General features: G+C 36.0%; 25 protein-coding genes and 2 riboswitches. Of the genes, 19 read left to right on the top strand and 6 right to left on the bottom strand.

The genetic code is table 11. The annotated features are described in order from the left end of the window. The first annotated feature begins 41 nt into the window (after nucleotides 1-41). The 7 genes from speD to ACFW35_RS08915 all read left to right on the top strand — a co-directional run bounded on the left by speD (nucleotide 42) and on the right by ACFW35_RS08915 (nucleotide 7,293). Nucleotides 42-851: an adenosylmethionine decarboxylase gene (gene speD, locus ACFW35_RS08945; protein ID WP_379845165.1), complete on the top strand. Its 810-nt coding sequence runs from the start codon at nucleotides 42-44 to the stop codon at nucleotides 849-851. A 162-nt stretch (nucleotides 852-1,013) separates the two neighbouring features. Continuing rightward, entirely contained in the window at nucleotides 1,014-2,033 is a 1,020-nt protein-coding gene (locus ACFW35_RS08940; RefSeq protein WP_379845164.1) for a Bug family tripartite tricarboxylate transporter substrate binding protein, read from the top strand. A gap of 69 nt (nucleotides 2,034-2,102) precedes the next feature. After that, the gene (locus ACFW35_RS08935) at nucleotides 2,103-2,564 is read left to right on the top strand and encodes a tripartite tricarboxylate transporter TctB family protein (RefSeq protein ID WP_379845162.1); all 462 of its coding nucleotides are present in this window, start codon (nucleotides 2,103-2,105) and stop codon (nucleotides 2,562-2,564) included. Nucleotides 2,565-2,575: 11 nt separating this feature from the next. Next, nucleotides 2,576-4,102 (top strand): tripartite tricarboxylate transporter permease, encoded by a 1,527-nt coding sequence (locus ACFW35_RS08930; RefSeq protein ID WP_379845161.1) that lies wholly within the window; start codon nucleotides 2,576-2,578, stop codon nucleotides 4,100-4,102. Nucleotides 4,103-4,166: 64 nt separating this feature from the next. Then, the gene (locus ACFW35_RS08925; RefSeq protein ID WP_379845159.1) at nucleotides 4,167-5,738 is read left to right on the top strand and encodes an ATP-binding protein; all 1,572 of its coding nucleotides are present in this window, start codon (nucleotides 4,167-4,169) and stop codon (nucleotides 5,736-5,738) included. Between the two features lie 15 nt (nucleotides 5,739-5,753). Next, on the top strand, nucleotides 5,754-6,443 hold the full coding sequence (locus ACFW35_RS08920) for a response regulator (protein WP_379845158.1): 690 nt from the start codon (nucleotides 5,754-5,756) through the stop codon (nucleotides 6,441-6,443). A gap of 130 nt (nucleotides 6,444-6,573) precedes the next feature. Then, nucleotides 6,574-7,293 (top strand): YebC/PmpR family DNA-binding transcriptional regulator, encoded by a 720-nt coding sequence (locus ACFW35_RS08915; protein ID WP_379834275.1) that lies wholly within the window; start codon nucleotides 6,574-6,576, stop codon nucleotides 7,291-7,293. Nucleotides 7,294-7,371: 78 nt separating this feature from the next. Here ACFW35_RS08915 and ACFW35_RS08910 read toward each other — a convergent pair whose 3' ends face one another. After that, a complete protein-coding gene (locus tag ACFW35_RS08910; protein ID WP_379845156.1) occupies nucleotides 7,372-7,779 on the bottom strand; it encodes a disulfide oxidoreductase in 408 nt (135 codons plus the stop codon). 2 nt (nucleotides 7,780-7,781) lie between these two features. Next, nucleotides 7,782-8,492, bottom strand: coding sequence for a DsbA family protein (locus tag ACFW35_RS08905; protein ID WP_379845154.1), 711 nt, complete (start codon nucleotides 8,490-8,492; stop codon nucleotides 7,782-7,784). A 236-nt stretch (nucleotides 8,493-8,728) separates the two neighbouring features. Between ACFW35_RS08905 and ACFW35_RS08900 the strand changes: the two genes are divergently transcribed. The 6 genes from ACFW35_RS08900 to ACFW35_RS08875 all read left to right on the top strand — a co-directional run bounded on the left by ACFW35_RS08900 (nucleotide 8,729) and on the right by ACFW35_RS08875 (nucleotide 15,322). Beyond that, nucleotides 8,729-9,901 carry a processed acidic surface protein gene (locus ACFW35_RS08900; RefSeq protein ID WP_379845153.1) on the top strand — a complete coding sequence of 391 codons (1,173 nt, stop codon included), beginning with the start codon at nucleotides 8,729-8,731 and terminating at the stop codon, nucleotides 9,899-9,901. A gap of 3 nt (nucleotides 9,902-9,904) precedes the next feature. Next, nucleotides 9,905-10,543, top strand: a complete 639-nt coding sequence (locus ACFW35_RS08895; RefSeq protein WP_379845151.1) for a class D sortase — start codon at nucleotides 9,905-9,907, stop codon at nucleotides 10,541-10,543. Between the two features lie 292 nt (nucleotides 10,544-10,835). Further along, a complete protein-coding gene (locus tag ACFW35_RS08890; protein ID WP_379845150.1) occupies nucleotides 10,836-11,552 on the top strand; it encodes a GDSL-type esterase/lipase family protein in 717 nt (238 codons plus the stop codon). Nucleotides 11,553-11,657: 105 nt separating this feature from the next. Continuing rightward, nucleotides 11,658-11,841, top strand: a riboswitch (Lysine riboswitch). Nucleotides 11,842-11,924: 83 nt separating this feature from the next. Next, nucleotides 11,925-13,340, top strand: coding sequence for an amino acid permease (locus tag ACFW35_RS08885; RefSeq protein WP_379837080.1), 1,416 nt, complete (start codon nucleotides 11,925-11,927; stop codon nucleotides 13,338-13,340). Nucleotides 13,341-13,370: 30 nt separating this feature from the next. Then, nucleotides 13,371-13,473: riboswitch (purine riboswitch) on the top strand. Nucleotides 13,474-13,725: 252 nt separating this feature from the next. Then, nucleotides 13,726-14,193 carry a hypothetical protein gene (locus ACFW35_RS08880; protein ID WP_379845148.1) on the top strand — a complete coding sequence of 156 codons (468 nt, stop codon included), beginning with the start codon at nucleotides 13,726-13,728 and terminating at the stop codon, nucleotides 14,191-14,193. Between the two features lie 52 nt (nucleotides 14,194-14,245). Beyond that, a complete protein-coding gene (locus ACFW35_RS08875) occupies nucleotides 14,246-15,322 on the top strand; it encodes a tetratricopeptide repeat-containing glycosyltransferase family 2 protein (RefSeq protein WP_379845146.1) in 1,077 nt (358 codons plus the stop codon). Between the two features lie 33 nt (nucleotides 15,323-15,355). On the opposite strand, the gene ACFW35_RS08870 is transcribed toward ACFW35_RS08875, so the two are convergent. Both ACFW35_RS08870 and ACFW35_RS08865 read right to left on the bottom strand, forming a co-directional pair. Continuing rightward, on the bottom strand, nucleotides 15,356-16,543 hold the full coding sequence (locus ACFW35_RS08870; protein WP_379847441.1) for a glycosyltransferase family protein: 1,188 nt from the start codon (nucleotides 16,541-16,543) through the stop codon (nucleotides 15,356-15,358). A 155-nt stretch (nucleotides 16,544-16,698) separates the two neighbouring features. After that, complete coding sequence (locus ACFW35_RS08865; RefSeq protein WP_379845145.1) at nucleotides 16,699-16,923, bottom strand: hypothetical protein; 225 nt, start codon at nucleotides 16,921-16,923, stop codon at nucleotides 16,699-16,701. An 88-nt stretch (nucleotides 16,924-17,011) separates the two neighbouring features. Between ACFW35_RS08865 and ACFW35_RS08860 the strand changes: the two genes are divergently transcribed. Continuing rightward, nucleotides 17,012-17,104 carry a DinB family protein gene (locus tag ACFW35_RS08860; RefSeq protein WP_379845143.1) on the top strand — a complete coding sequence of 31 codons (93 nt, stop codon included), beginning with the start codon at nucleotides 17,012-17,014 and terminating at the stop codon, nucleotides 17,102-17,104. Between the two features lie 76 nt (nucleotides 17,105-17,180). On the opposite strand, the gene ACFW35_RS08855 is transcribed toward ACFW35_RS08860, so the two are convergent. Beyond that, complete coding sequence (locus tag ACFW35_RS08855; RefSeq protein ID WP_379845142.1) at nucleotides 17,181-17,714, bottom strand: GNAT family N-acetyltransferase; 534 nt, start codon at nucleotides 17,712-17,714, stop codon at nucleotides 17,181-17,183. Nucleotides 17,715-17,854: 140 nt separating this feature from the next. Between ACFW35_RS08855 and ACFW35_RS08850 the strand changes: the two genes are divergently transcribed. Further along, on the top strand, nucleotides 17,855-18,202 hold the full coding sequence (locus tag ACFW35_RS08850) for a winged helix-turn-helix transcriptional regulator (protein WP_379845140.1): 348 nt from the start codon (nucleotides 17,855-17,857) through the stop codon (nucleotides 18,200-18,202). 469 nt (nucleotides 18,203-18,671) lie between these two features. On the opposite strand, the gene ACFW35_RS08845 is transcribed toward ACFW35_RS08850, so the two are convergent. Beyond that, nucleotides 18,672-19,934 (bottom strand): benzoate/H(+) symporter BenE family transporter, encoded by a 1,263-nt coding sequence (locus ACFW35_RS08845; RefSeq protein WP_379845138.1) that lies wholly within the window; start codon nucleotides 19,932-19,934, stop codon nucleotides 18,672-18,674. 122 nt (nucleotides 19,935-20,056) lie between these two features. Here ACFW35_RS08845 and ACFW35_RS08840 point away from each other — a divergent pair, with 122 nt between their 5' ends. From ACFW35_RS08840 to ACFW35_RS08825, 4 genes are all read left to right on the top strand, one after another. Continuing rightward, nucleotides 20,057-20,926: a LysR family transcriptional regulator gene (locus ACFW35_RS08840; protein WP_379845137.1), complete on the top strand. Its 870-nt coding sequence runs from the start codon at nucleotides 20,057-20,059 to the stop codon at nucleotides 20,924-20,926. Nucleotides 20,927-21,277: 351 nt separating this feature from the next. Continuing rightward, entirely contained in the window at nucleotides 21,278-21,652 is a 375-nt protein-coding gene (locus tag ACFW35_RS08835) for a hypothetical protein (RefSeq protein WP_379845135.1), read from the top strand. 547 nt (nucleotides 21,653-22,199) lie between these two features. Beyond that, entirely contained in the window at nucleotides 22,200-22,637 is a 438-nt protein-coding gene (locus ACFW35_RS08830) for a VOC family protein (protein ID WP_379845134.1), read from the top strand. Between the two features lie 348 nt (nucleotides 22,638-22,985). Then, nucleotides 22,986-25,160 (top strand): type IA DNA topoisomerase, encoded by a 2,175-nt coding sequence (locus ACFW35_RS08825; protein ID WP_379845132.1) that lies wholly within the window; start codon nucleotides 22,986-22,988, stop codon nucleotides 25,158-25,160. Nucleotides 25,161-25,308: the final 148 nt, after the last annotated feature.

Raw genomic sequence — 25,308 nt, 5'->3', positions numbered from 1 at the left:
TTTACTTCTCAAATTCTTAATGCATAAGGGGAATCGATCATATGACAATTTCACCAGACCAACGTATCACTTTACACGGATTTAATAACCTGACAAAGTCATTAAGTTTCAATATGTACGATGTTTGTTTTACAAAAACTCGGGAAGAGCGGGAAGCTTATATAGAATATATTGATGAACAATATAACGCGGAAAGACTAACAAATATACTTCAGACTGTTTCTGACACTATAGGTGCTCACGTTCTGAACGTGGCAAAGCAAGATTATGTTCCTCAAGGGGCTAGTGTTACTCTCCTTGTTTCTGAAGGCCCGGTCGTTGAGGTACCTACAGATTCATTTGATGATTCGGCAACTGCGATGCCCGAATCAGTAGTTATGCAGCTGGACAAAAGTCACCTTACTGTCCATACGTATCCTGAATTCCATCCAGAAGAAGGGATTAGTACATTCCGTGCAGATATTGATGTATCAACTTGTGGTGAAATATCACCCTTGAAAGCATTAAATCATCTTATCAATTCTTTTGATACCGATATTGTTACGATGGATTACCGGGTACGTGGCTTTACGAGAGACATAAAAGGTCACAAATTATTTATTGACCACGACATTAACTCAATACAAAATTATCTTTCTGAAGATATAAAAAACATGTACGACATGATAGACACCAATATCTATCAAGAGAACATTTTTCATACAAAATGCCGGTTAAAGGAATTTGATTTAAACAATTATCTGTTTGGCTACACCAAAGACACATTGGATTCAAGAAGTGTCTATGAAATAACAGATCGCATTAAATCAGAAATGGATGAAATTTTTTACGGAAGAAATATAAAAAAATAATCTGAATGTATAGGTAAGGCCTCTGATGTTTTTCAGGGGTCTTTTTTTTCTATGAACTTTATGAACAAAAAGCTCATTATGCAGTTAAACTTCTTTTTTTAATATAGCGTGTTAGGATTATAAAAAGATTAAATGAAAGCGCTATCAAAAAGGAGGATACATATGAAAAAAGTAAATTGGAAAAATTGGCTCCTAGCAGGATTCCTTATTCCTTCACTAGCAGCATGCAGTACGTCGGGTTCCAGCGGCAATAATGCCGGAGATTCAGATTATCCTAAAAAATCTATTACAGTTGTTGCTCCATCAGGTGCTGGAGGCGGCTGGGATCTAACTGCACGTTCCCTTACAAAGGTACTTGGGGAAACTAAATTAGTTGACCAAACCATGACAGTTGAAAACAAGCCAGGCGGTGGTGGAGCGGTTTATTTAGCAGAATACGCCACTCAGCATAAAAAAGATGATTATAAACTTTACGTAAATTCACCTCCTATCTTGATTAATAATCTTAAGAAAGAAGGAAACAGCCCATATGGCTATAAAAACACTACGCCACTTGCTCAACTAACAAAAGATTTTGGAGCAATTGTAGTAAAAGAAGACTCAAAATACAACAGTTTAAAAGAGCTTATGGATGCAGTAAAAAAAGATCCTAAATCAGTTACTGCAGCAGGCGGATCAGCACCTGGATCAATGGACCACTTAGTAGCTGTACTGCCAGCTTATAAATCAGGAGTTGATCCTAAAACGGTAAAATACGTTTCCTATGATGGAGGCGGGGAAGCTATTGCGGCTTTATTAGGCGGAAATGCAGACTACATAGCTACAGATGCTTCAGCAGTAGGTGAATTTTTAAAGGCCGGAAAAGTTAAAGTTCTTGGTGTATCTTCTACCAAGAGATTAAAAGGAGAATTGGCTGAAGTTCCAACATTTAAAGAAGAAGGCATTGACGCAGATTTTACGATATGGAGAGGTATCTTCGGTCCTAAAGAAATGTCGGACAGCGCAAAAGATTACTGGGCTAAAACTCTTAAAGACTTGAATGACAGCAAAGAGTGGCAAGCAGAGCTTGAACGTAACGGCTGGGAAGCTGAATTTAAAGATGCTGAGGAGTTTGCTTCATTTTTAGAAGAACAGGAAAAACAAGTTGAAGATCTATTAAAGTCATTAGGGATGAACAAATAGACTACAAATGGAGGAGTAAAGATACTTCTCCATTTTTATTAATACTAGTGTGCTAAAGGAGTTATGTACATGTGGACAGGGAGTTTTGACCGTTATGCAAGTGTGGTTTTTGCTTTAATTGGCGCTGCTTTTCTATTTGAAAGCAGGAATATAGCAAAGAGTGCCTATGGAAGTGAAGTAGGACCAAATGTCTTTCCATTTTTGCTTGGACTCATCCTTATTTTATTAAGTGTAAAGCTGTTTCTGGAGTCATTTAAATCGGTTCAAAATAAAAACAATGAACGTGAAAAATTAATGATAAAAAGATTTCTAATCATACTGATAGCAAGTATTTTATATGCTTTTTTACTTGAAACAATCGGTTATTTGATCAGTACATTCGTATTTCTTTTTGTTTCTTTTCAGACGATGGAAAAAGGCGGATGGATTAAAAATGCGATAATTGCAGGTGCTTTTTCATTTTGTGTCTATTATTTATTTGTGGTTGTTTTAAAAGGCTCTTTGCCTGGACTGCCGGTATGGTTTAGTTAGGAGGAAAAAGTATGGGCGTAATGGATTTTCTAATGCAAGGGTTTCATACAGCAACACAACCTGAAAACTTATTCTTTGCCTTTATAGGTGTTTTGATCGGAACAGCAGTGGGAGTACTTCCGGGTATCGGTCCAATGAGCGGAGTTGCTCTGCTCATACCTGTAACTGCAACTCTAACTGGCGGGATGGAACCATCAGCTGCCGCTACAAGTTCTATTATTCTATTGGCAGGGGTTTATTATGGAGCGATGTATGGCGGTTCGACTACATCCATCTTACTTAATACACCTGGTGAGTCATCTTCTGTTGTAACTACGCTGGACGGGTATCAAATGGCAAAACAAGGACGCGCAGGATCAGCATTGTCGATTGCAGCCATCGGCTCCTTCGCAGCAGGTATTGTCTCAATCATTGGGTTAGCATTACTTGCAAATCCACTTTCTGAAATGGCATTAAAATTCGGACCTGCAGAGTATTTTTCACTTATGCTGTTAGGACTGGCAGCTGTAAGCGGTCTAGCAGGGGGGTCAATCACAAAAGCGTGGATGATGACTTTAACTGGACTGCTTCTCGCTACAATTGGTATTGATGCTGTTTCGGGTGTAGCACGCTTCACCTATGAAATTCCGGTACTTTTTGGCGGACTTGAATTTTTAACAGTAGCTGTGGGATTGTTTGCTCTAGGCGAAGTCTTCAAAACCATTCTTCATAAAGAAGATGACCAAGAAAGAGTTGCGAAAGTCGGGAGAGTTATTCCCTCTAAAACAGATCTTAAAGAGAGTGCAGGACCTATTGCACGCGGATCTATTCTTGGTTTTTTCATTGGTGTCCTTCCTGGTGCAGGTGCAACATTAGCTTCCTTCTTTTCTTACATTGCTGAAAAAAAATTAAGTAAAACTCCCGAAAAATTTGGGAAAGGTGCAATTGCTGGAGTTGCAGCGCCAGAGTCCGCGAACAACGCAGCTTCAGGCGGAGCAATGATACCGCTATTGACACTTGGTATTCCAGGTTCCGGAACAACCGCTATCTTAATGGGTGCCCTTATCATGTACAATGTGCAGCCAGGTCCGTTATTATTCAGTGATCATCCTGATGTAGCTTGGGGACTAATTGCAAGTATGTTTATAGGAAATTTGATGCTGTTAATTTTAAACATGCCTCTCGTAAAGGTATTTGCAAAAATTATTGAAACACCTCCAAAATACCTGCTGCCAATTATTATTGCTATATCTGTTTTCGGAGTTTATGCGGTTCAAGTAACAACCTTTGATCTTTATTTACTGATTGGATTTGGATTAGCGGGTTATTTATTAGCGAAGAACGATTACCCGCTCGCACCTCTTGTACTTGGCCTTGTTTTAGGGCCAATGATTGAGAATAATATGAGACGTGCATTAACTACATCAAACGGAGACTTTAAGGTTTTTATCGAGAATCCTATCTCAGCTATTTTTCTTGTCTGTGCTGTATTATGGATTTTAGTACCTTTCTTGCTTAAGTTAAAAGGAAAAAATGTAGTTGTTAATGTAGAAGGATAAAACAAGAGTGAAAGAGAAGACTTTCTAAATCAGGAAAGTCTTTTCTATTTTCAGGGGGAAACAAATGAAACTGCAAACAAAGTTAATGATCATCAGCTGCTCCCTCATCTTTATAGTGGTCGTTATTTTAGCTGTTCTTTTTCAGGTGATGTTTGTAAATACGATAAAAGATCAGATCGGTCAAAGAGCACTAAGTGTATCAAATACGGTAAGCAGCAATCCATTAGTTATAGAAGCATTTGAAGAAGAAGATCCTTCTCAAAGAATACAGCCTTATGCTGAAGAAATAAGGAAGAAAACAGGTGCACAGTATGTCGTTGTTGGAAATAAGGAAGGAATCCGGTATTCTCATCCTATTCCAGAACGCATTGGGAAAAAGATGGTTGGAGGCGATAATGAATTCGCCTTATCAGGAGAACCAAGTATTACAGAAGCAATCGGATCTCTCGGGCAAGCAGTGAGAGGTAAATCGCCCATAATAAATGATGAGGGTAAAATCATTGGACTCGTTTCAGTCGGTTTTTTGACTACTAGTATAAATGAAATTATCTGGCCTTATAAATTAAAAATTTTACTTATTGGGGTGTTCACTCTTTCTTTAGGAATTATAGGGTCCATATTGATAGCAAAAGGAGTTAAAAAAGCGACGCACGGTTTGGAACCAAAAGAAATAGGTTTATTGTACAAAGAAAAAAGTGCTATTCTCGAAGCTATCAGAGAAGGAGTAATCGCAATCAACCGTGATGGTGATATTACGATGGTTAATCAAACTGCATTACAAATGCTCGAAAGAGATACGGACGATTTGATAGGCAGCAATATATTAAAAACCATTCCAAACTCTAGACTTTTGGATGTCATTTCAAATGGCAGCAGTGAGTTTGATGAACAAATGAAACTTGGTAACAGCAATGTTGTAGCAAATCGCGTTCCTATTACGGATGATAAAGGAGATGTAATAGGTGCAGTAGCAACTTTTCGGAACAAAAACGAACTTTATAGACTTAATGAAGAACTGGCACAAGTTAAAGGGTATAGTGAAGGCTTGCGGGCACAAACTCACGAATTTTCAAATAAATTATATTTAATCTCGGGGTTAATACAATTGGAGTCCTACCAGGAAGCTCTCGATGTAATATCAAAGGAATCAGATGTACATCAGAGCTTTGCTAAGTTCATCATGAAACGAATTTCTGATCCTTACATAGGAGGTTTGCTGATTGGAAAGTTTAATCGTTCAATCGAACTTAAAGTTCCTTTTTCAATTGATCCATCTAGTACGTTTAAAGATATTCCTGAAACATTAGATAGACAATTGCTTGTTACGATTATTGGGAATTTGGTGGATAATGCAATGGATGCTGCTGTTAAAAACAGAGAAAATGAAAGTGAAGTTAAGATATGCCTTTCGGATATGGGAAATCAATTATTAATTGAGGTTGAAGATGATGGAGAAGGAATTCCGCCTTCTATCGCTAATAAGTTATACCAAAAGGGAATTTCGACAAAAGGGTCAGACCGAGGTTATGGTTTATATTTGGTTAATCAATCTGTAGAACAATTAAATGGTGAGCTTTTTTATGAAAGAACAAAAGTGAACACGACTCTTTTTACAGTTATTATCCCGAAAGAATAGAGGTTAACAAATATCATGCGTTCATTGGAAGTATTTATTGTAGAAGACGACATCCGAATCGCTGAGATTAACCGCAGATTTGTAGAAAAGATGGATGGTTTTTCCGTATGCGGCATTGCACTTAATGAAGAAGAAGCTAAAGAACAACTATCAATACTTAAACCTGATCTCGTTATTTTAGACATCTATTTTCCAGATATGAATGGATTAGATTTATTACGCTGGATTCGAAGCGAATTTCGCGGAATCGAAGTAATAATGGTAACTGCAGCTACAGAGGCTGAAACATTAAAAAATGCACTAGAAGATGGTATCTTTGACTATATTGTAAAACCTGTTATTTTTCAGAGATTCAAAGAAACCTTATTAAATTTTCAAGGGTATAAATTATCCATTCAGCAAATAGCGGCTTCAAATGAACTAAACCAAAGTATAATAGATTCTATCTTTAAAAGAGAAAAGGCCGAGAGTGAGACTTCTTACTTACCTAAAGGGATTGACCGAATTACATTAGATAAGGTCATATCTATACTTACGTGTAATAAAATTGGCTACACAGCAGAGGACCTCGGTCAGCTGATTGGAGCAAGCCGTACAACTGCTAGAAGATATTTAGAATACTTAGTCTCAGAACAAAAGGTATCTGCCGACATTTCCTATGGTGGCATAGGCAGGCCAGAAAGAATCTATAAATATAGAAAATAATCAAGTGATATATACATTTGCAATCTCTCATTAGAGGGATTGCTTTCATTATGTTATAAAACTCGTAACAACTTGTGCATTTCATGTATAATAACTGTTATAGATTTAAAGTTGAAAGAGAGTGAACAGAATGGGTCGTAAGTGGAATAACATTAAAGAGAAAAAAGCATCAAAAGACGCAAATACGAGTAGAATTTATGCTAAATTTGGCCGTGAAATTTACGTTGCAGCAAGACAAGGTGAGCCTGATCCTGAATCGAATCAGTCATTAAAAGTCGTCCTTGAACGAGCAAAAACATACAGTGTTCCTAAAACAATTATTGACCGTGCTATTGAAAAAGCAAAAGGCGGCTCAGATGAAAACTATGATGAGCTCCGTTATGAAGGCTTCGGTCCAAATGGTTCAATGGTGATTGTGGATACACTCACTAATAATGTTAATCGCACGGTAGCAGAAGTACGTTCAGCATTCAATAAAAACGGCGGAAACATGGGAGTTTCCGGTGCCGTGGCTTATATGTTTGATGCAACAGCTGTAATTGGGCTTGAAGGCAAAACAGCTGATGAGGTACTTGAATTATTAATGGAAGCTGATTTAGATGTACGTGATGTCATTGAAGAAGATGAAGCTGTTATCGTTTATGCAGAACCTGATCAATTTCATGCTGTCCAGGAGGTATTTAAGAATGCTGGCATAACTGAATTTTCAGTTGCAGAGCTTACAATGCTTGCACAGAACGATCTTACACTTCCTGAAGACGCACAAGTACAGTTTGAGAAGCTGATTGACGCTTTGGAGGATCTTGAAGATGTTCAGCAAGTCTATCACAACGTTGATTTAGGAGAATAATAAGCAACGAAGTGTCTTCAAATAAAAGAATCATAAGCAACAATCTATTAGAAAAAAGCCATAAAAAAACAGCAACCGTTATTTTGGTTGCTGTTTTATCATTATCATACAAATAGTGATGATAACAAAACCTATTAATGCTAACAGCGGGATTGTAATAAAGCCAAGCCAGTTAATATATTGTCCCGAACAAGGCACCCCTGAAGAACACGTTTCAAAAGCTTTTAGTGCAGGTATTTTTTGCAGTGCATAATGATAGCCAGAAACGAACACCCCAAGGATTGATAATGGCAAGATGTACCGGGTTATTCTAAGATCTTGATGATAAAAAGCGATTCCTAACAGAATAACCATCGGGTACATAAGAATACGCTGATACCAGCAAAACGTGCATGGTACAAATTGGAGTACTTCACTGAAATATAAACTTCCGAGAGTTGCAATTACTGATGCCAGCCAGGCGATCAACAAGGGTTTATTCGTCACCTTTACTTACTCTCCTTCGCCGCTTCTTCAACCATTTTCTGAAGATCCCCAAATGAATTTCCTTCGAATTTTTTACCATTTACGAAAAGGGTAGGTGTACCTGTTACTCCAAGGTCATTTACAAGAGCCTCATCGGTTTCCAATGCATTTTCACTCGCATCATTTTCGAAATTTCCACTGACCTTTTTTACATTCTCATCTGCCGTAACTTCACTCAAAGTATCATTTAAGAACTTCTCTGTGAATACGTCTTTCCGCTCAAGACTTTGATCATCAGGCTGCTTTTCATAAAGCAGTTTATGAAACTTCCAAAAAGTCTCGTTTCCTAACTCTTTATAAACCGTTTCACCAAAAAGGGCTGATCTTTCTGAATCAACATTAATAAAGGGATAGTTTAAGAAAAAGAATTTAACTTTCCCAGACTGTATAAGTTCTTTATCAATTAAAGGGAAGAAGGATTCATTGAAGTTTTTGCAAATCGGACATTTGTAGTCTCCAAACTCTATGATATTAACTGGTGCATTTTCTTCTCCTAAGTAAGGCTGGTTTTCATAGGTGATAGCGGATTCCTCAGTATTTTTGTTGAAGCTGCCTGTTAAAATAAAAACAGCTAGCCCGACTGTAACAATTCCTATAATTATAAAAAGCCAGACATGAGAATTACTCTTCTTTGATACTTTAACATTTGTATTTTTCTTTTTTTGTTTACCCATTGTTCACCTCAAAGTATGTAGTTTCACTAAATTAAAAGAAGTTACTTTTATCGTAAACAATATAGCACATTTATACAATTAATACGTAAATATATATAGGTTTTGCCCCTGAAGTATCGGAAAGGAACTTTATTCTATCACATAAAAATATTGGTAAATAAAACCTGTATCCAAAGAGAAAATTAGGCAGTATAATTTTCTAGAAATTATACTATTACACCTTTGGGGGAACAGGGATGAAACACTTAGTAACACTGCTTTTAGCACTTAGTTTGAGCTTTGGAATTTTACCGGTATCTGCTTTTGCTATTGAGCAAAATGATAAAGAGTTTGAAGCGTACTTAAAAGAGATCGGATGGGAAAAACAAGACTTTATCGATTTCATTGAAAGCAAAGAATGGTACTTAGAAGATTTTGAATCCGTTGATGAGCTAGGAATGCCTCTAACTGAAGACGGAGTACAATCCGTTTTAAAGGATTTTGATTTAAGCCGGGAAGAGCTAAATGATTTACTCGTTGAATGGGGTGACATTGAAGAAGGACAAGATGTTCTAGACAGTCCTTACTTTTTATTCAATGAAGATCTTGAAACATCTGTAGATTTTTATTTAAACGGATGGGAAGGAACACCAATTGACGATGAAAATCTTCAGCAGCTTCTTGAAGAGTACAATCTTGAATCAGTAGAAGCACTTGAAGAACTATTAAAAGAAAATGATGACTCTCTTGAAAGCTATGAATACATTGAAGATCTTCAGTGGGCTGTTGATTTTTACATCAATGGCGATGAATATTTGGAAGATGAATTTGCAGATTTGTTTACCGAAATTGATCTGACTGATGAAGAGATGGAAAAGCTTTTTGTACATCTTGAAACATTAAACTGGGAAGACCCAGCTTTCCTTGACAGCATGATGCTTCTTGGGGAAAGAATGATGGCTTTTGAAGAGTTTGAAACAGCGGATGAACTCTCAGCTGAACAGATTGCGGAGGTGCTCGCCATTTTTACAGAAATGAAGCAGCTTTTGCAGATTGAGACAAAATATTATCTTGTTGTAGAAGGTGAAAAGCAGCAAGTATCTATAGATACATTAATGACAATGGATTCAACAAACGGTAATGACCTAGTTATGGAAATCTATAACACGAACGGTGAACTACTTCTTGATCTAGTATTAACAGCTGATATGTTTGGCTCTGAACTTATCCAGGATACAGGAAAAGACATCCAGGAAGCTGAGAAAATTGTTACTGAAGCTCCAATGGCGGCTAAACCACCCGTTAAAACGATAAAGGGCGGAGAACTGCCGAAAACTGCTACAAATCATGTTGGGAACACCCTTGCTGGATTAACAATTGCTGCCGCTGGTATTCTTTTCTTCAGACGTTTTCGTGTTAAAGGATTCTAATCAATGAAAGATACAGAACTGAAAAGAAGCAAACTTCGGTTCATTCTTCTTACATTCTCTGTTGCATTTATCTTGTTTGGACTATGGTTCAGCACTACGAATGCTTTTAAGTTCGTGAAAGGCTATATGATTTTTAAAACAGATCAGGAATCAGCTGATGATTATCAATCGAATCCTGCTCAAAAAGAAATGAGACAGGAAACAAATGATGTGTTGTATCCAGTACGTCCAAAAAAGGGTGAAAATATAGGAGAACTGATCATACCTAAGTTAGGAGCATCACTTCCTATTGTTCACGGAACCGACGAAGAAGAACTAGAAAAAGGGGTAGGACACTTTTCAAAAAGCGTTTTGCCTGGTGAAAACGACAATTCTGTATTATCTGGTCACAGGGATACAGTGTTTCGAAAACTTGGTGAAGTTGGAAAAGGTGACATATTAGTAGTCGAAACGGAAGCGGGAAAATTTACGTACAAAGTGAAGAACGTAAGAATCGTCGACAAAAACGACCGTACCGTAATCGTTCCTAAACCACGAGCAACTTTAACAGTTTCAACATGTTATCCGTTTGATTATATTGGAGATTCACCTGAGCGGTATATATTGGTCGCTAATTTAATCTCAGAGCAATTGAATAAGTAAAAAGTTTAAACAGCTGAAGTACATTCAGCTGTTTTTTTGCATTATCAGAAAGTATAAACTTGTTAGGACGGTGATTTTCGACGTGGCAACAAGTTTAGGTCGATAGTATAAGCGCAACTAAGGCTGACGCAAAAGGCTTGGTATCAGCCAAGTTTTCTTTATGCAATTCTTCAAATTGTTGTTTAACATCCCAATAAAAAAGGTATGTTTACAAAATAATGTATGAATGGTCTAAAAGTATACCCGTCTGTTACATACTTAGAATATCAACATGAAAGCCGGTGGTTGAGCAATGAAAAAAAGCTCCGTAATTATTGTAATTTGTTTAGTAGTTTTATTAGCAAGTGCATTGTTAGTTAAATCTTTTAGTAAAGACGAAATGGAAGCAACTGCTCTTGGTGACTCCTTAGCCTATGGGTTAGGTGATACTGAGGATAACGGCTATATAGGGGATGTACAAGAGAGGTATGAGGAAGAAACTGATAAAAGGCTAGTAGTAAACGATTATGGTGTTCCGAACGATACAAGCACCGACTTGCTTAAAAGATTAAAGAATAAAGAAATCGCTGAGACGGCAAAGGACTCAGACTTTATTTTTATTAATATAGGTACAAATGATTTTATAAAAAGTACTGATCGATTTACTAAGTTTGATAAGAAAGAACTTCAAACCAATCAAGAAATTTATAAAGATAATTTAAACCAAATTATTAAGAAGGTGCAAGAAAAGGAATCATCCAAAACCATTTATATTTTAGGCATATATAATCCAAAAGTAAAATATGCAGATATGTCAACAGTAAATGAAGCTATATTAAATTGGAACCGATCAACTATACAAGTTACGAAAGATCATAAAAATGTTGCTTTTATAAGGACTGATGACCTCTTTATTAATAAAAATAAGAAAGACTATTTCGCAGATAATCTCCACCCGAATGAAAAAGGCTATGCGCTTATTGGAAAAAGAGTATTTGATTCTGTAAAACAAAATTCTGATTACAGGTAAACCAGCACCAAACAATGATCCAAAAAATTCCATTTGACGTAGTTGCAGAAATTTGTTAATCTACTATTCGTGGTTAAATTAAATATAAAGTCCTCACATTAATCTCAGTGAGGTAGAGGTCGCATTAATTATTAGTAAAACTATCAGAGGCAAGTGGTGCCATTGAAGACAGTTTGAAAGGAATTAGTGCCGAAATGTTCCATTGTCCACTTCAATGGCGCATTGGGGCTGCATTTAATAGGTGCAGAACTGTCGCAGGAGTTATTTCCTGCGTTGAGCTATCAGGGATTATTTGGGGAAGCTGGTTATGACACGTATGGGCTGTTCCATACGTGTTTTTTTTATTGGCTAAATTCTTAGGAGGTTTATTTCATCATGAAAAACAGCAATTGGAGCGTTTGGCTTTTGACAGCATTTGTCGTTGGAAATATGGTAGGGTCGGGAATTTTCATGCTCCCGAATACGTTAGCTCAAACAGCCAGTCCATTAGGAGTTACAGCAGCATGGGCAGTTACAGGCTTTGGGGTACTAATGATTGCCTTAGTATTCGGTTCATTGTCTATTAGAAAACCAGAATTAACAGCAGGTCCTCAAAGTTATGCAAAAGCAATGTTCTCAAATCCGAAAAAAGGAAACGTAGCTGGATTCAGTATGGTGTGGGGATACTGGGTTGCGAACTGGATAAGCAACGTTGCAATCATCACCAGTTTTGCAGGATATTTATCAACCTTTTTCCCTATGATGCAAAGCTCAAAGGTTGTAGGTACCGTACTTAATCAAAACATTGAACTTGGAAAGATGATTACATTTATAGTTTGTACGGTATTACTTTGGTTTACACACTTTATTTTAGTTACAAGCATCAATGGTGCAGGAAAGCTTAACTTTGTTGCTACTGCTTCTAAAGTAATCGGTTTTATGTTATTTATTGTTGCTGCATTATTCGCCGTTGAATCTTCTATATTTGCTGACGCATATTTCCCTGTGGTTGATGAATCTGGAGTTTCACATGGACTAGGCAGTCAAATCAATATGGCAGCTATTGCAACGCTTTGGGCTTTTGTCGGAATTGAATCTGCTGTTGTTTTATCTGGCAGAGCAACTTCCCAAAGAGACGTAAAAAAAGCTACGATAATCGGTTTATTAATAGCCTTAAGTATTTATATGATTACTACGATATTAACAATGAATGTACTTCCAAGAGAAGTTCTTATGACTTCTGATAAGCCATTTGTAGATGTCTTATCTGTTCTGATCGGTGATACTGGAGCATCACTAATGGGTCTTCTAGCGGTTATCTCACTTTTTGGATCTACCATTGGGTGGATACTGCTAAGTTCAGAAGTTCCCTATCAAGCTGCAAAATCTGGTGTATTCCCAGCTTACTTTGGAAAGGTAAATAAGAACGGAAGCCCTGTCAAAGCTTTATCTGTAACGAATATAATGTCTCAGATTTTTATCTTTTCTACAATTTCAGGCACTATTGGTGAAGCTTACTTGTTCTTAACAACTTCTGCAACATTAGCTTATTTGATTCCTTATTTAGTATCAGCACTATACTTCTTAAAACTCGTTTATAAGGGCGAGACGTATGATCAAATCAAGGGATCTCGAGTAAAAGATGGAGCAATTGCTTTATTTGCATTGATTTATTCCAGCTGGGTTATCATTTCTGGAACAGCAGACGCGAAAACATTTACTTTGGGAATAGGTCTTTTCCTTATAGGATTTCTTGTATACCCTCTATTTAACAAGTATACTGTTAAGAAAAGTAAAACCTCTGATTGATGTTTTCTTTTTTTAAACTTTAACTTATAAAGTGAATTAACTTAATAAGCTCGTATAATCGCAGGGATATGGCCTGCAAGTTTCTACCAAACCCCCATAAATGGGTTTGACTACGAGTGACGCAAATATTACCAAACATCCTTTTCATATAAGGGTGTATTGGATTATTTCTGTTCCGTTTATTATACCGGAGGATTGTTTCACTCATTTTGAGAGAAGCGATTCTCCGGTTTTTTGTTACTCAAAATAAATAACGAGGTGACCAGGAACGTTTTTTATTGTTAAAAGATGACTCTATACAGACGAGATATAGTACGACACATTTTTCACATTGAATACATATGTTAATAAAGTAAAACAAGCTATTAATTTAGGAAGTGGAAAAGTGGTTAGCAAGAAAAATAAAAGAGAGAAGAAAGCAGCAAACAAAAGATTTTTTGATCCAGCATGTGATTATGTTCCTTCTGCCGTGAACGAGCTAACTGGAGGTTTTTATGTGCCTACGGGAGATTATATTCCAACTGGCGGGTATATGCCTACCGGAGATTATGAGCATTACGGCTTATATGTGCCTACAGGGGATTATATTCCAACTGCCGGATATGTACCTACCGGGGACTATGAACTATATGGCATATATGTACCAACTGGTGATTATCAATTGGACTCTTATGTGCCTTCTGGAGATTTTATGCTGGATGAAGGAGAAGAATCTTCTGATATTACTAGAAGGTTTTCAGCAGAAAACTTATTTGAAGAAAGTCATATAAATCCTATATTCCTTTTAAAGAATAACCCTAATAAACTGAGCTCACCAAAAGGTTATATTATTCCTCCAATAATTCTAGTTTAAAAACTGCTCTTACAAGAATTGATTATATATCCCATTGAAAGGACTATAATCCTTGATTACCATTAGTTTGTGTATGATTGTAAAAGATGAAGAGAATACCATTGCTATATGCCTAGATTCAATTCACGATTTAGTGGATGAAATAATAATAGTTGATACAGGTTCTGTTGATCAGACTAAGAATATAGCAAGGCAATATACAGATAAAATTTATGATTTTAAATGGGTGGATAACTTTAGTTCTGCCCGCAATTATTCTTTTAAATTAGCTACAAAACAATATATAATGTGGCTGGATGCTGATGATGTTATAAATAAACCAAACAGGAAGTTACTTAAACAACTGAAAGATCATTTAAATCCAGCAGTTAATTCGGTTACAATGAAGTACCTTGTGAATAGAGACAAGTTTGGTAATCCTTCATTCATAATTAAGAGAAATAGATTAGTTAAATCCAGTTGTCAATTTAAATGGAATGGTGCTGTTCATGAATATTTAGAAGTAAGCGGTCCAATATTCCACAGTGATATAAGTATTCATCATTTAAAAAACAAAACTGACAACTCCAAACGTAATTTACGGATTTATGAGAAACAGTTAGATAAAGGAGCAGCATTTTCACCGAGAGATCTCTTTTATTACGCAAATGAACTCATGCGTCATAATGAACTTCATAAAGCAATCACATACTATACCTTATTTTTAAATCACAAAGAAGCATGGAAAGAAGATAAAATTGCCTCTTGTGGAAGACTGGCTGATTGTTATCATTTTTTAGATGACCAAGAAAAAGAGAGAGAAATTCTCTATAAATCTTTTGAGTATGATTGTCCTCGTGCAGACTTTTGCTGCAGACTGGGAAATCTATTCTTAGAAAAAAATCAGGTGAATGAAGCAATCTATTGGTACGAATATGCATCTATGCTTACTTGGGATAAAAATTGTATGGGATTTTATCATGTTCCTTCATGGACTTGGCTCCCACATCTAAAACTCTCTATTTGTTATTACAAAAAAGGCGATTTTAAAAAAGCTTATAAACATAATACAATTGCTTTAGATTATTTACCATATGATCCAGGATTAATTAATAATCAAAAGTTGATCAAAAAAGAAATAAGAACTTAACGTAATAAAACAGACCGTATAAACAGTCTGTTTTTACTTTTTACTAATTTTGATAATTTGTCCGGCATAAATTTTATCTGATGTAAACTTGTTGATCTTCATTATTTTTTTCAAAGGAATTTCATAACGCACAGAAATCTGTCCTAGAGTATCTCCTAAATTCACATAGTGAAGGTTGTAATTCTTCTCAAGTTCTTTTTTGTAATTAATCAGCTTTCCTTTGTCCCCGGCGGCTATTTCAGAGCTAATGATACCTCTTTTCACTAACACTTTAATCATTTCTTTCGCTCTATAATAATAGGAGTGTGGTTTTATAGCATCCATTCCATTTTTTTTGATAATTTCTCTTTGTTTAGTGTTTTTTAAATAATATTTTATTTTTTCAATTGTTTCTTCAGGTGAGGAAGATACAATTAAATCCCTGCCAGGTACAAACTTTTCTCGTACGGCTTCTGTGTCCGAAGTCAGCAGACAGCCTCCTGAACCTAGCACTTCATATGTTCTCTGGGATAATTGGTCTGTACAATTTTGCAGTCCAATCACAATTTTGGATGAACTATATACTTTACGAGCTTTTTTATAATTCAGATATCCATGAATCCAATCAGAAGGAATAGGAACACCTAATTGATCTCCTAGCCTTTCCCAATGATTTCCCCAAAAATCAACTCGAATATTCTTTTTTAATAACGGCAATATTAAGTTTTCAAATGACTCAGAACGAAAAACATCAGGATTTTGTTCTAAAAAATCAGGGTAAGCATTTGCAACCACTGCGATATTTGCACTGTATTTGCTGTACGGTTCAGTATGGTAATGAACAATTGGATGGTAACCAAAATCCAGGTGTGACGCTTTTATCCCTAATTTCTCATACGTTTTACACAAAGTTGGAGTGACCGTAAAAACAAAATCCGGCTGCATCGTACATATTAAAGGTAAAGTGAAATTTTTTGTGTGAAGCGGGTCCTCCGTTGACCAATACACTAACGGTATATGAGCTGATCTAGCAGCATCACGTATCCAAGGTTGTTTCTCTTTTGAATGCTCTGGTGTCCAACCCATAGAGAGAATCAAATCAGGTTCATATTTAGATATCATATCTAAAATATTCTCTCTGCTGACAGGTCCTGAAACAATAACCGTGTGACCAAGCTCCTTTAAACCATTAGGTAAACCGTAAATCCACATAGGATGACTTTCGAGGAAAAGAATTTTCATAGAATCGCCTTTCTGTTTTATCAAGTAGTTATCCATATGTATAAAAAGGAAGGCTTGTCGCGGCATAAACCTATAAATAAAAGATTTAAAGAGTTTATCGTTTTGGGTTAACAAGGAAATAGGGGGGAAGAAGGAGAAAAACGAAAGGTAGTAATTTAGACAAATAAAAAAGAACGGTTACTATCATCGCTGTATCCAGCTGCTGATATCCGCTCTTTATGTTTGATTCGATTCAATTTATCTTGCTTTGTTTTGGTTTTCTTTGTAGCCATCAATTTATATATTTCCGAATGAGCGAAAATACTTCGATCCGCATGTGGATTACGTTTACCTTCACGGATCATCTTTTCTCTCATTTTCTTTGCTTTTGACTTTGCCATCGAAAATCCTCCTAATTTTATTGACTTAAAAAATTCATGACACTTTAAGGAATAATATACCACATATGATATGTGATGATCGAAGGGATTGCATACAATCACACATGAGTATCATCACAAAGGTCAGATTATGGCAATGATAAAGCAAATTGATATAAACCTCCAAATACTGATGTTTTAGGTAGTAAAGATTGAAGCAAGTTATTTCAAAGGCGTACTCCACTTATACCAGGGTACGCCTTTTGTATTTTTTTGATTTATTGTTTCTTGTTCCGCAGAACGGTTATAAATCCATCTAAAATATCATGACTGACAGAAAATCCTTTCCGTTTATAGAATTCCAACGCATCATTGTTGCCATTGGAAACATAGATGAAGTAATCTTCGACATCGTCAAATTGCTTGATCCATTCAATAGACATATTAAAAAGCTTAGAACCAATGCCATATTGTCTGTATTTTTCTTTAATATAAAATTGGGATAGGCATCCTACATTATCCCTGCCTACTGTAGACATATCAAAGAAAGTGGCAAACTCATTGTCATACGTTTCTTTGGGAGAGATATTGGAATATACATAGGCTACAATCTTATCATCATCTTTAACTACTACCGTATAGTTATGAATAGCTTTATTTACTGAAGGAACAAGCCTTGTTTCAAAGTTCATGTTATCGAACAATTCCGGTTTTATGTATGCTTTCGATTTTTGAAAAACCATGAGTTCATTGCAAAGATCTCTACAGTATTCTATTTTTTCATCAGGTAAAAGTTCATATTTCAGATTCAAAGCTTTCACACCTTTCTAATGTTAAAAATTCTCTTGCACTTTAACTGGTTACGATATAATTTTATTACATTATGAAACGAAAACAAGTATGCAGTAATTTATGAGTAAGTCAGTAAAAACTGAGTAAAGGGGGAAGATCCATGAGCAGTGAAGCAACAAAATACGGAAGAAAAGAAGATTGCCCATTAACCTTTGCTCTGACCTTAATAGGCAGCAAGTGGCGGCTTCCGATTATTTGGGCATTATACCAAGGCAAAACTCTTCGTTACAACGAACTAAAGCGTAGAGTAGATGGAATTACAAACATGGTACTATCTCAGTCATTAAAAGAAATGGAGAATCAGGGAATTGTTGTTCGCAAGCAGTACATCGAGATTCCGCCACGAGTAGAGTATTCATTAACGAAAGCGGGAGAGGACTTGATTCCATCCTTAGAATCCCTGGCAAAATGGGGTAAGGCTATGCAAAATAAAAGTATAGAAGGTTAGAATTTAATAAAGTCCCTGAAACGGGGACTTTTTTGTTTTTATTATGCTTAAAATCCGTGTCGCGAACATGCGTTTGGTATAATGTGATTATAAGAACAAAGGAGTTGATTGGGATGCGTAAAAAGAAATGCACCATGAGTACTCCTGAAATCATTAAAATGTACGAAAGTGAAGCAGAAACAGAAAATTAGAACAGAAAAACCCATTAATTAATGAAATTTGTGATTCAGTGCAGATTAAAATACAAACATATAATAGATGGCTATTATAAGATAAGATTTTAACTCCTTTTAATCAACAAACGGACAAGATTGTTGAAGATGTAGTTTAGGATTAATAGTGGGGAGCCTTATCATAAGTAAATGAGGTTTTTATTCTATAAAAAGAAATAAATGACACCTAGACCGCACTATGTCTAGGTGTCCGTTTATTGTGTCATGAGATGTATCCGAGGTCTAAAGTAACGGTGTTAGGAAATTTTGTCCTTGCAAAGAGCTTCACTCAAGTTAGTTTCTTTGTTTTGGTCACTTGATTCGGATTTATAAAAATCTTGTTTATCCAAGAATATGGTTGCCAAGGTACCTCCAACCAGACCCCAGAATGACGCTCCGATATGGAGAATAGAGATCCCAGAGATTGTGATTATAAAGGAAAAGAGGGCGCCTGATTTGAAGGGACCAGAGAAACTCATTTTCAAAGAGTCAACCAGTACACTAATCATGGCGATGCCACCTAGTAATTGAATTAATGAGGCAGGAATGACATGTGGAATTTGCGAGGCTATTGGAGAGAATAGAGCAAATAGACAGGATAATACTCCTAATACAATAGCAGCGACATACCTATGTTCAAGTTTGCCTGATTCTTTATTAACAAGTAAGCCCGTCATGGGACCTGCAATACAGGCTGGGTGGCCCCCAAAAAAAGCATTTATAATGGTACCGATTCCGCTCCAATTGGTCATGGCATTGATCGGTGGATGATAGCCATGGGCCTCTAACATAGCAATCCCTTGGGCATTTTGAATGGCAATAACCGTTAAGAGTAACGGAATGACAAGTTCCCCTACAACGGAAAAACTAAATGATGGGATGATAAAATGGGGAATGCCCATTGTTATATGGAGATGCTGTACAGAAACGTTCGGCAAAAATTTAAGACAAAGAATTGCTGCAATGATCGCCCCTAATATAGGCGGAAACTTTTTTGAAAATCGCAAGAAAAAAGAAAGAGCAAGAAAGACAAATAACGGGATTCCGTTGAGTAAAGGATTTTTTACAACCGACCCGATCATTTCAGTTCCGAAAGGGAGTAAGACGCCTGACACCATCCCCATCATAACCGGCATAGGCAAAACCTTCATCAATTTTGTAACAAGGCCAGATAATCCTAAAAGAAAAATAAGGATCCCGGTTATAATATAGGCACCAACCACTTGGTTGAAAGAATAATGGGTTAAGCTTGAGCCGACAAGAATGGCTCCAGGTATTGAAAAGGCATAGCCAATGGGTTGCCCATAATATAAGGAGACGATGAGCGTTAGGAGTCCCCCCATTCCATAAATGGCGAAAATCCATGAGCTGGTTATGCTACCAGACAAATGACCTTTTGCAGCAGCTTGTAATACAATTAATAATGGTCCTGCTGAACCAAACAGCCAGGCCACAAAACCATTCGATATATTCCCAACCGATAAAAGCTTTGGAAATTGTATGGTATTTATTTTGAACAACAAAGTCACACTCCTTCAACTTATGAATCACACTAAATCTTAGTGTATACTCAATTTATCAATACTTAAAATATCTGTATTATCTTTTTATTATATCTTTTGGGTATGATGGAGGTTTCATCTTGGATATTCGACAGTTAAAATACTTTGTCACTATAGCAGAAGAAGGTAAGATCACGACCGCTGCAAAGAAATTAAATATGGCTCAACCCCCTTTGAGCAAACAACTCAAACAAATGGAAGAAGAGCTAGGCGTCGTTTTATTTGATCGGGATAACAAAAGTCTTAATTTAACCTTGGAGGGGGAAAGATTACTTCTTCGAGCAAAAGAACTATTAAATAAACTTGATGAAACAATGGTTGAAGTTCAAGAATTGAGGAAAAGCGCCAGTGGGATTTTATCTGTTGGATCCAATCTTTATTGTGCATCTTTAATTCTTTCTAAGGTGGTAGATATTCGTGAGAAAAATCCTGGTCTTACATTCAAAGTATGGGAAGGTGAAACGATTCATCTCATAAAAATGTTATCTAAACGTCAGATTGAGATTGCGATAACAAATAGTCCAATAACAGAAAAAAGTATCTCTCAAATGACATTGAAAAGTGATCCATATGTGCTTGTTTTGCCTGAAAAATGGACGTGGAGTGGATCAGAACAATGCAGGTTAGAGGAAATCATCGATTTGCCATTGATCCTTCTGCGACCAAACTATGGTTTAGGTGCGTATGGACAAATTGTCAATGAATTTCAACGGTTAGATTTAGAACCAAATATATTATGCGAATGTCAGGATTTAATTATGTTACTTGGTCTCGTTTCATCGGGGTTTGGTGCAACGATCTTACCCATCTCGTTATTATCCCTCCATTCAATGGGAGGATTGAGAGTCATTCAGCTGAAGGATCAGACCTTAATATCTGAACCCAAAGTAATTTGGAGGAAGAATAGTTATTTATCAAAAGCAGCAAAAGAATTTTTAAAACTTTTTTAGAAACCAAAATTGTTTACTCAAAAGTAAAAGACTTCAACGTTGAAACATGGATTAAAAAGCGAAGCAATTTTGTAACGTGTTATTCCACGATCGGGTGCATTTCTTCAAGTAGGAGAAGTGCACTTTTTTCTTGAACATACTAACGTGCAGTTTAGTTCAACAAGAATACCTAGCCGATGTTTTTTGCTCTGTTTAAGAATAATGGTGATTTTTGATACCTCTTCGAAATCTTATTTTCAGTTACCTGTCAGATGGTAAGAGATAAAGGAATAGTATATTACTGGATTAATAAAATTGAAACAGGAAGAAAAATGAGGTGATTTTATTTTAGAAAAACTCAGGAAAATTAATATGAAAACTGCTGTATTTATGGGAATTATTTTTTACTCTTTGACTATCTTAATCCACTTTCTTATTATAAGTAAAAGTATTCCATTCATATGGGTTAATGGTGGAAGGTCTGAATCATTCGCTGAACAGCTACCAATATCTGTTGTAAATATCGTTATTTCTATTATTGGAGTAGTTTTTACGTTGATTGTTGGTAGAATTAAACTATATAAATACAAAAGAGGAATAACTGTTATATGTTGGTTTTTTGTTATACTTTGGTCTTTTGGATTTATACAACAATTGTTTGGAACACCTTTTGAAAAAATGGTTTGTTCGTTAGTATTGCTTATTGGAGTTATCTCGAACTTGCGTATGGCGATTGAAAAAAAATAGATGTAACTATTTAATTAATAAGTTTGTGAACAATTACACTTAAACTAAAGGGTGCAAGAGTTGAACAGAGGATACGCTGCTTCTGATTAAAATTAAGGGGATTACAGAGGAGTCATTATGACAATTTTAATGATTATATTTGCCGTTTTTTCATTTTTAAGTTTGATTTTTTTTTCAGTTAAAGATAAAGAGTTTTATCAAAGTGAAACTATAAATGCCGATCCTGGAAGTGTTTTAGGAGAAATATTCATTTATATTATTAATTTACTACCGTGGTATTTAAAGAAACTATCTTTGATGCTACTTTTATTAGGGTTATGCATTCTAAGTTTGTGTTACTTTATGTATGAGTAAAGGATTAATTTAGGATGTTATCTTAGAAATGTTGAATTGTGAGATGAGCAGTTTAGCACTGAAGCCATATTGTTGTTATTCAACAATCGAGCAGGATTGTGGAAGAAGATTATTTTCCTGTTTTAAGCGAATTTCAAACAAACCTTACACGTATACAGGTATTGAAAATAACAGGAACGAGGAGGTATGAGATATGAAGATTAATAGAATAGATCATGTGAGTATAAACGTAAAAGATCTTTCAAAAGCTAAAGCTTTTTTTCTTGATTTAGGACTTGAAGTGCAAGCGGAATGGGAATTGAAGGGAGAACAGTTAGACAGAATAGTTGGGCTTAATGATGTTAAAACGGCATGTGTAGGATTGGGGATGCCAGATGGTCAAGCATGGATAGAACTAGTCAAATTTCATACGCCGTCAGATGAAATAGATATTCAGCAACCTTTTGCAAATACGCTGGGTATCCGACATATTTGCTTTGCTGTTGAAGATATTGAAGCTATTATTGCAAAATTGAAAAAGAAGGGCACGGAAATCTTTAGTGAGATACAGCAATATGAAGAAAGTTATAAGTTATGCTACGTTCGTGGTCCAGAGGGAATTATTTTAGAGTTGGCGGAGAAAATCAGATAAATAGTGAATAGGACTTTAAATGATTTAAAACTCCAACTTTAAAGATTTCTTCTTAAACAGGATTGCTGGAAGATGGGCATTGGATTTGCATTTAGATAGAATTACCAGAGAATATGAAGACATCGATATTGTCATCCTGAGATCCGAACACCTTCTACAAACCGAGAATGGTTAAGAGAATCTTTATCCATCCAGTACCCTAATGGACATCAATGGATCGAACGAATAAATTCCTATTCTAAATGAACGAATATAACTCGTCAAATAGTAAACTAGAGTAAGGGTGGTGTATCGCTTCCCTTATTTATTCTTTTAGTGTAAATAATTCAAGTTAAAAGGTGAAGTCCTATGAGTAATATTGTCATTTTAGCAGAAAAGCCATCGCAAGCTAAGGCTTATTCCGACGCCTTTTCGATAAAAAAGAAAGATAAAACGTTTATTGAGTTAAACCCATGCAGCATCTTTCCAAATGGCGCCGTGATAACATGGGGAATCGGTCATTTGGTCGAGCTGAAGCAACCAAAAGAATATAAGTCTGAGTGGGGAACGTGGCGTTTATCTTCCTTGCCTATTTTGCCTGAACGTTATGAATTTAAGGTCGCATCAGGGAAATATGAACAGTTTAATGCGGTAAAACGGTTATTTAAAGAAGCAGACATTATCATTAACGGTTGTGATGTTGATCGTGAGGGTTCGAACATCTTTTATTCGATCTACCATATGACAGGTGTGAGAGGCAAGCCCATTAAACGACTTTGGATTAACTCTTTAGAAGTGGACGAGGTTCGAAAAGGGTTTTCTAATCTTCACGATAACGAGAAAGATCTATTACTTTATTCAGAAGCCAAAACACGTCAGATCTCTGATTGGCTTGTTGGAATGAACGGAAGTCGCCTTTATACGTTACTTTTACAACAAAAAGGTCTAAAAGATAGCTTGAGCATTGGTAGAGTTCAGTCGCCAACAACGTACTTGATCTATCAAAGGCACCTTGAGATCGAGAATTTTGTTCCAAAACTTTTTTATGAAATTGAAGGGGACTTTACAGCAGCAAACGGAAAATACAAAGGAAAAGCAAAAATAAAAAGTGAAAAACAAGAAGAAGTTCAACAGCTGTTAAATCAGCACAACATAACAGGAAACGATACTGGCATCATTAAATCCGTCTCAATAAAGGAAATGCGTATCAAATCACCTAAATTGTACGCTCTCTCCACCCTACAATCAACAGCAAATAAACGATGGAAATACAGTCCGAAGAAGGTTCTGGATACGGTTCAGAAATTGTACGATAAGAAAATCCTATCCTACCCAAGAACAGATACACAACACATTACGGAGAATGAGTTTGCCTATCTAACTGCTAATCTTGAGTCCTATCAAGATCTCATAGAGAATCGTTTTTCTGTAGCTTCTAAAAGACCTAGTAAAAGATATGTAGATGGATCAAAGGTTCAAGAACACTATGCGATTATTCCTACAAAAAAGGTTCCAACGCGAGCAAAAATTCAAGGGTTATCGATAGAAGAGAGAAATATCTACTTTGAAGTGTTGAACACGACCCTTGCCATGTTTCATCATGATTATGTGTACGAAGAAACCAAAGTAACAACAAATGTAAATGGTTTAGATTTTGAAACAGTAGGAAAAACAGAAATCAGCAAAGGATGGAAGGAACTGTTTAACTACAGTTCTAAAGACAACACAGCTAAGAAAGATGAAAACACTACTCAAGCTCTTCCTAAACTTGAAAAAGGGGAGAAAGTAAAGAGTAACGTCAAAATGAAAGAAGGTATGACAACCCCTCCTAAACCCTACACGGAAGGTCAACTCATTTCGATGATGAAAACGTGTGGGAAGTCAGTTGAGAACGAAGAAGAAATGGAAATATTAAAAGAAGTTGAAGGCTTAGGTACTGAAGCGACACGGAGCGGAATCATCGAAACCATTAAAAAACACCAATACATCGAAGTGAAAAAGAACATTGTTCATATTACTGAGAAGGGGAAGGTTTTATGCCAATCAATAGAAGGCAACCTGCTTTCTAGTCCTTCCATGACAGCCAAATGGGAAACATATCTAAAGAAAATAGGAAACGGAAACGGTACACCTCAAGCTTTTTTGGGAAGTATCGCAAAGTTCATAAATAAATTGATTGAAGAAGTGCCTGGACAATTGAATGCAGAATCTATTCAGCAGAGTATTGATGTAGTTAAGAAAGTGAATAAAAACCCAATCGCAGTATGCCCTCGGTGCAAAAAAGGAAGCATCAGCATGAAACGTTCTTTCTATGGTTGCTCAGAATATTCTAATGGTTGTAAGCAAACTTTCCCAGGGAAATTGCTTAGTAAAAATATTAGTGAGAAACAAGTGAAGGATTTGTGTTCGAAAGGCAAAACAAGTGTTATTAAAGGATTCAAGCCAAAATCCAAAGAAAAGAGAAAGTTCGATGCTATGCTCATATTAAAGGATGATTTTTCGATAGGATTTGAATTTTCTAAAAAGCAATTTGCAAAGAAATGAAAAAGTTATGATTGATTTGTTTCAAAATTTCATAATGTAGTTTTAGGTGAAATTTAAGAAATAAACAGTTCAAAAGCCAGTTGGGTTAAGAATCTGCAGAGAACTATAAAAAGAGACAAAGCCAGAAGCGCTTTGTCTCTTTTTGTGA

This window comes from Fictibacillus sp. NPDC058756 (assembly GCF_042746035.1).
Classification (GTDB): domain Bacteria; phylum Bacillota; class Bacilli; order Bacillales; family Fictibacillaceae; genus Fictibacillus.
This window is presented reverse-complemented; position numbering and strand designations above follow the sequence as displayed.

Coding starts and splice junctions, on each gene's coding strand:
- speD (WP_379845165.1), top strand. CDS start 42: ATGACAATTTCACCAGACCAACGTATCACTTTACACGGATTTAATAAC.
- ACFW35_RS08940 (WP_379845164.1), top strand. CDS start 1,014: ATGAAAAAAGTAAATTGGAAAAATTGGCTCCTAGCAGGATTCCTTATT.
- ACFW35_RS08935 (WP_379845162.1), top strand. CDS start 2,103: ATGTGGACAGGGAGTTTTGACCGTTATGCAAGTGTGGTTTTTGCTTTA.
- ACFW35_RS08930 (WP_379845161.1), top strand. CDS start 2,576: ATGGGCGTAATGGATTTTCTAATGCAAGGGTTTCATACAGCAACACAA.
- ACFW35_RS08925 (WP_379845159.1), top strand. CDS start 4,167: ATGAAACTGCAAACAAAGTTAATGATCATCAGCTGCTCCCTCATCTTT.
- ACFW35_RS08920 (WP_379845158.1), top strand. CDS start 5,754: ATGCGTTCATTGGAAGTATTTATTGTAGAAGACGACATCCGAATCGCT.
- ACFW35_RS08915 (WP_379834275.1), top strand. CDS start 6,574: ATGGGTCGTAAGTGGAATAACATTAAAGAGAAAAAAGCATCAAAAGAC.
- ACFW35_RS08905 (WP_379845154.1), bottom strand. CDS start 8,492: ATGGGTAAACAAAAAAAGAAAAATACAAATGTTAAAGTATCAAAGAAG.
- ACFW35_RS08900 (WP_379845153.1), top strand. CDS start 8,729: ATGAAACACTTAGTAACACTGCTTTTAGCACTTAGTTTGAGCTTTGGA.
- ACFW35_RS08895 (WP_379845151.1), top strand. CDS start 9,905: ATGAAAGATACAGAACTGAAAAGAAGCAAACTTCGGTTCATTCTTCTT.
- ACFW35_RS08890 (WP_379845150.1), top strand. CDS start 10,836: ATGAAAAAAAGCTCCGTAATTATTGTAATTTGTTTAGTAGTTTTATTA.
- ACFW35_RS08870 (WP_379847441.1), bottom strand. CDS start 16,543: ATGAAAATTCTTTTCCTCGAAAGTCATCCTATGTGGATTTACGGTTTA.
- ACFW35_RS08865 (WP_379845145.1), bottom strand. CDS start 16,923: ATGGCAAAGTCAAAAGCAAAGAAAATGAGAGAAAAGATGATCCGTGAA.
- ACFW35_RS08850 (WP_379845140.1), top strand. CDS start 17,855: ATGAGCAGTGAAGCAACAAAATACGGAAGAAAAGAAGATTGCCCATTA.
- ACFW35_RS08835 (WP_379845135.1), top strand. CDS start 21,278: ATGAAAACTGCTGTATTTATGGGAATTATTTTTTACTCTTTGACTATC.
- ACFW35_RS08830 (WP_379845134.1), top strand. CDS start 22,200: ATGAAGATTAATAGAATAGATCATGTGAGTATAAACGTAAAAGATCTT.
- ACFW35_RS08825 (WP_379845132.1), top strand. CDS start 22,986: ATGAGTAATATTGTCATTTTAGCAGAAAAGCCATCGCAAGCTAAGGCT.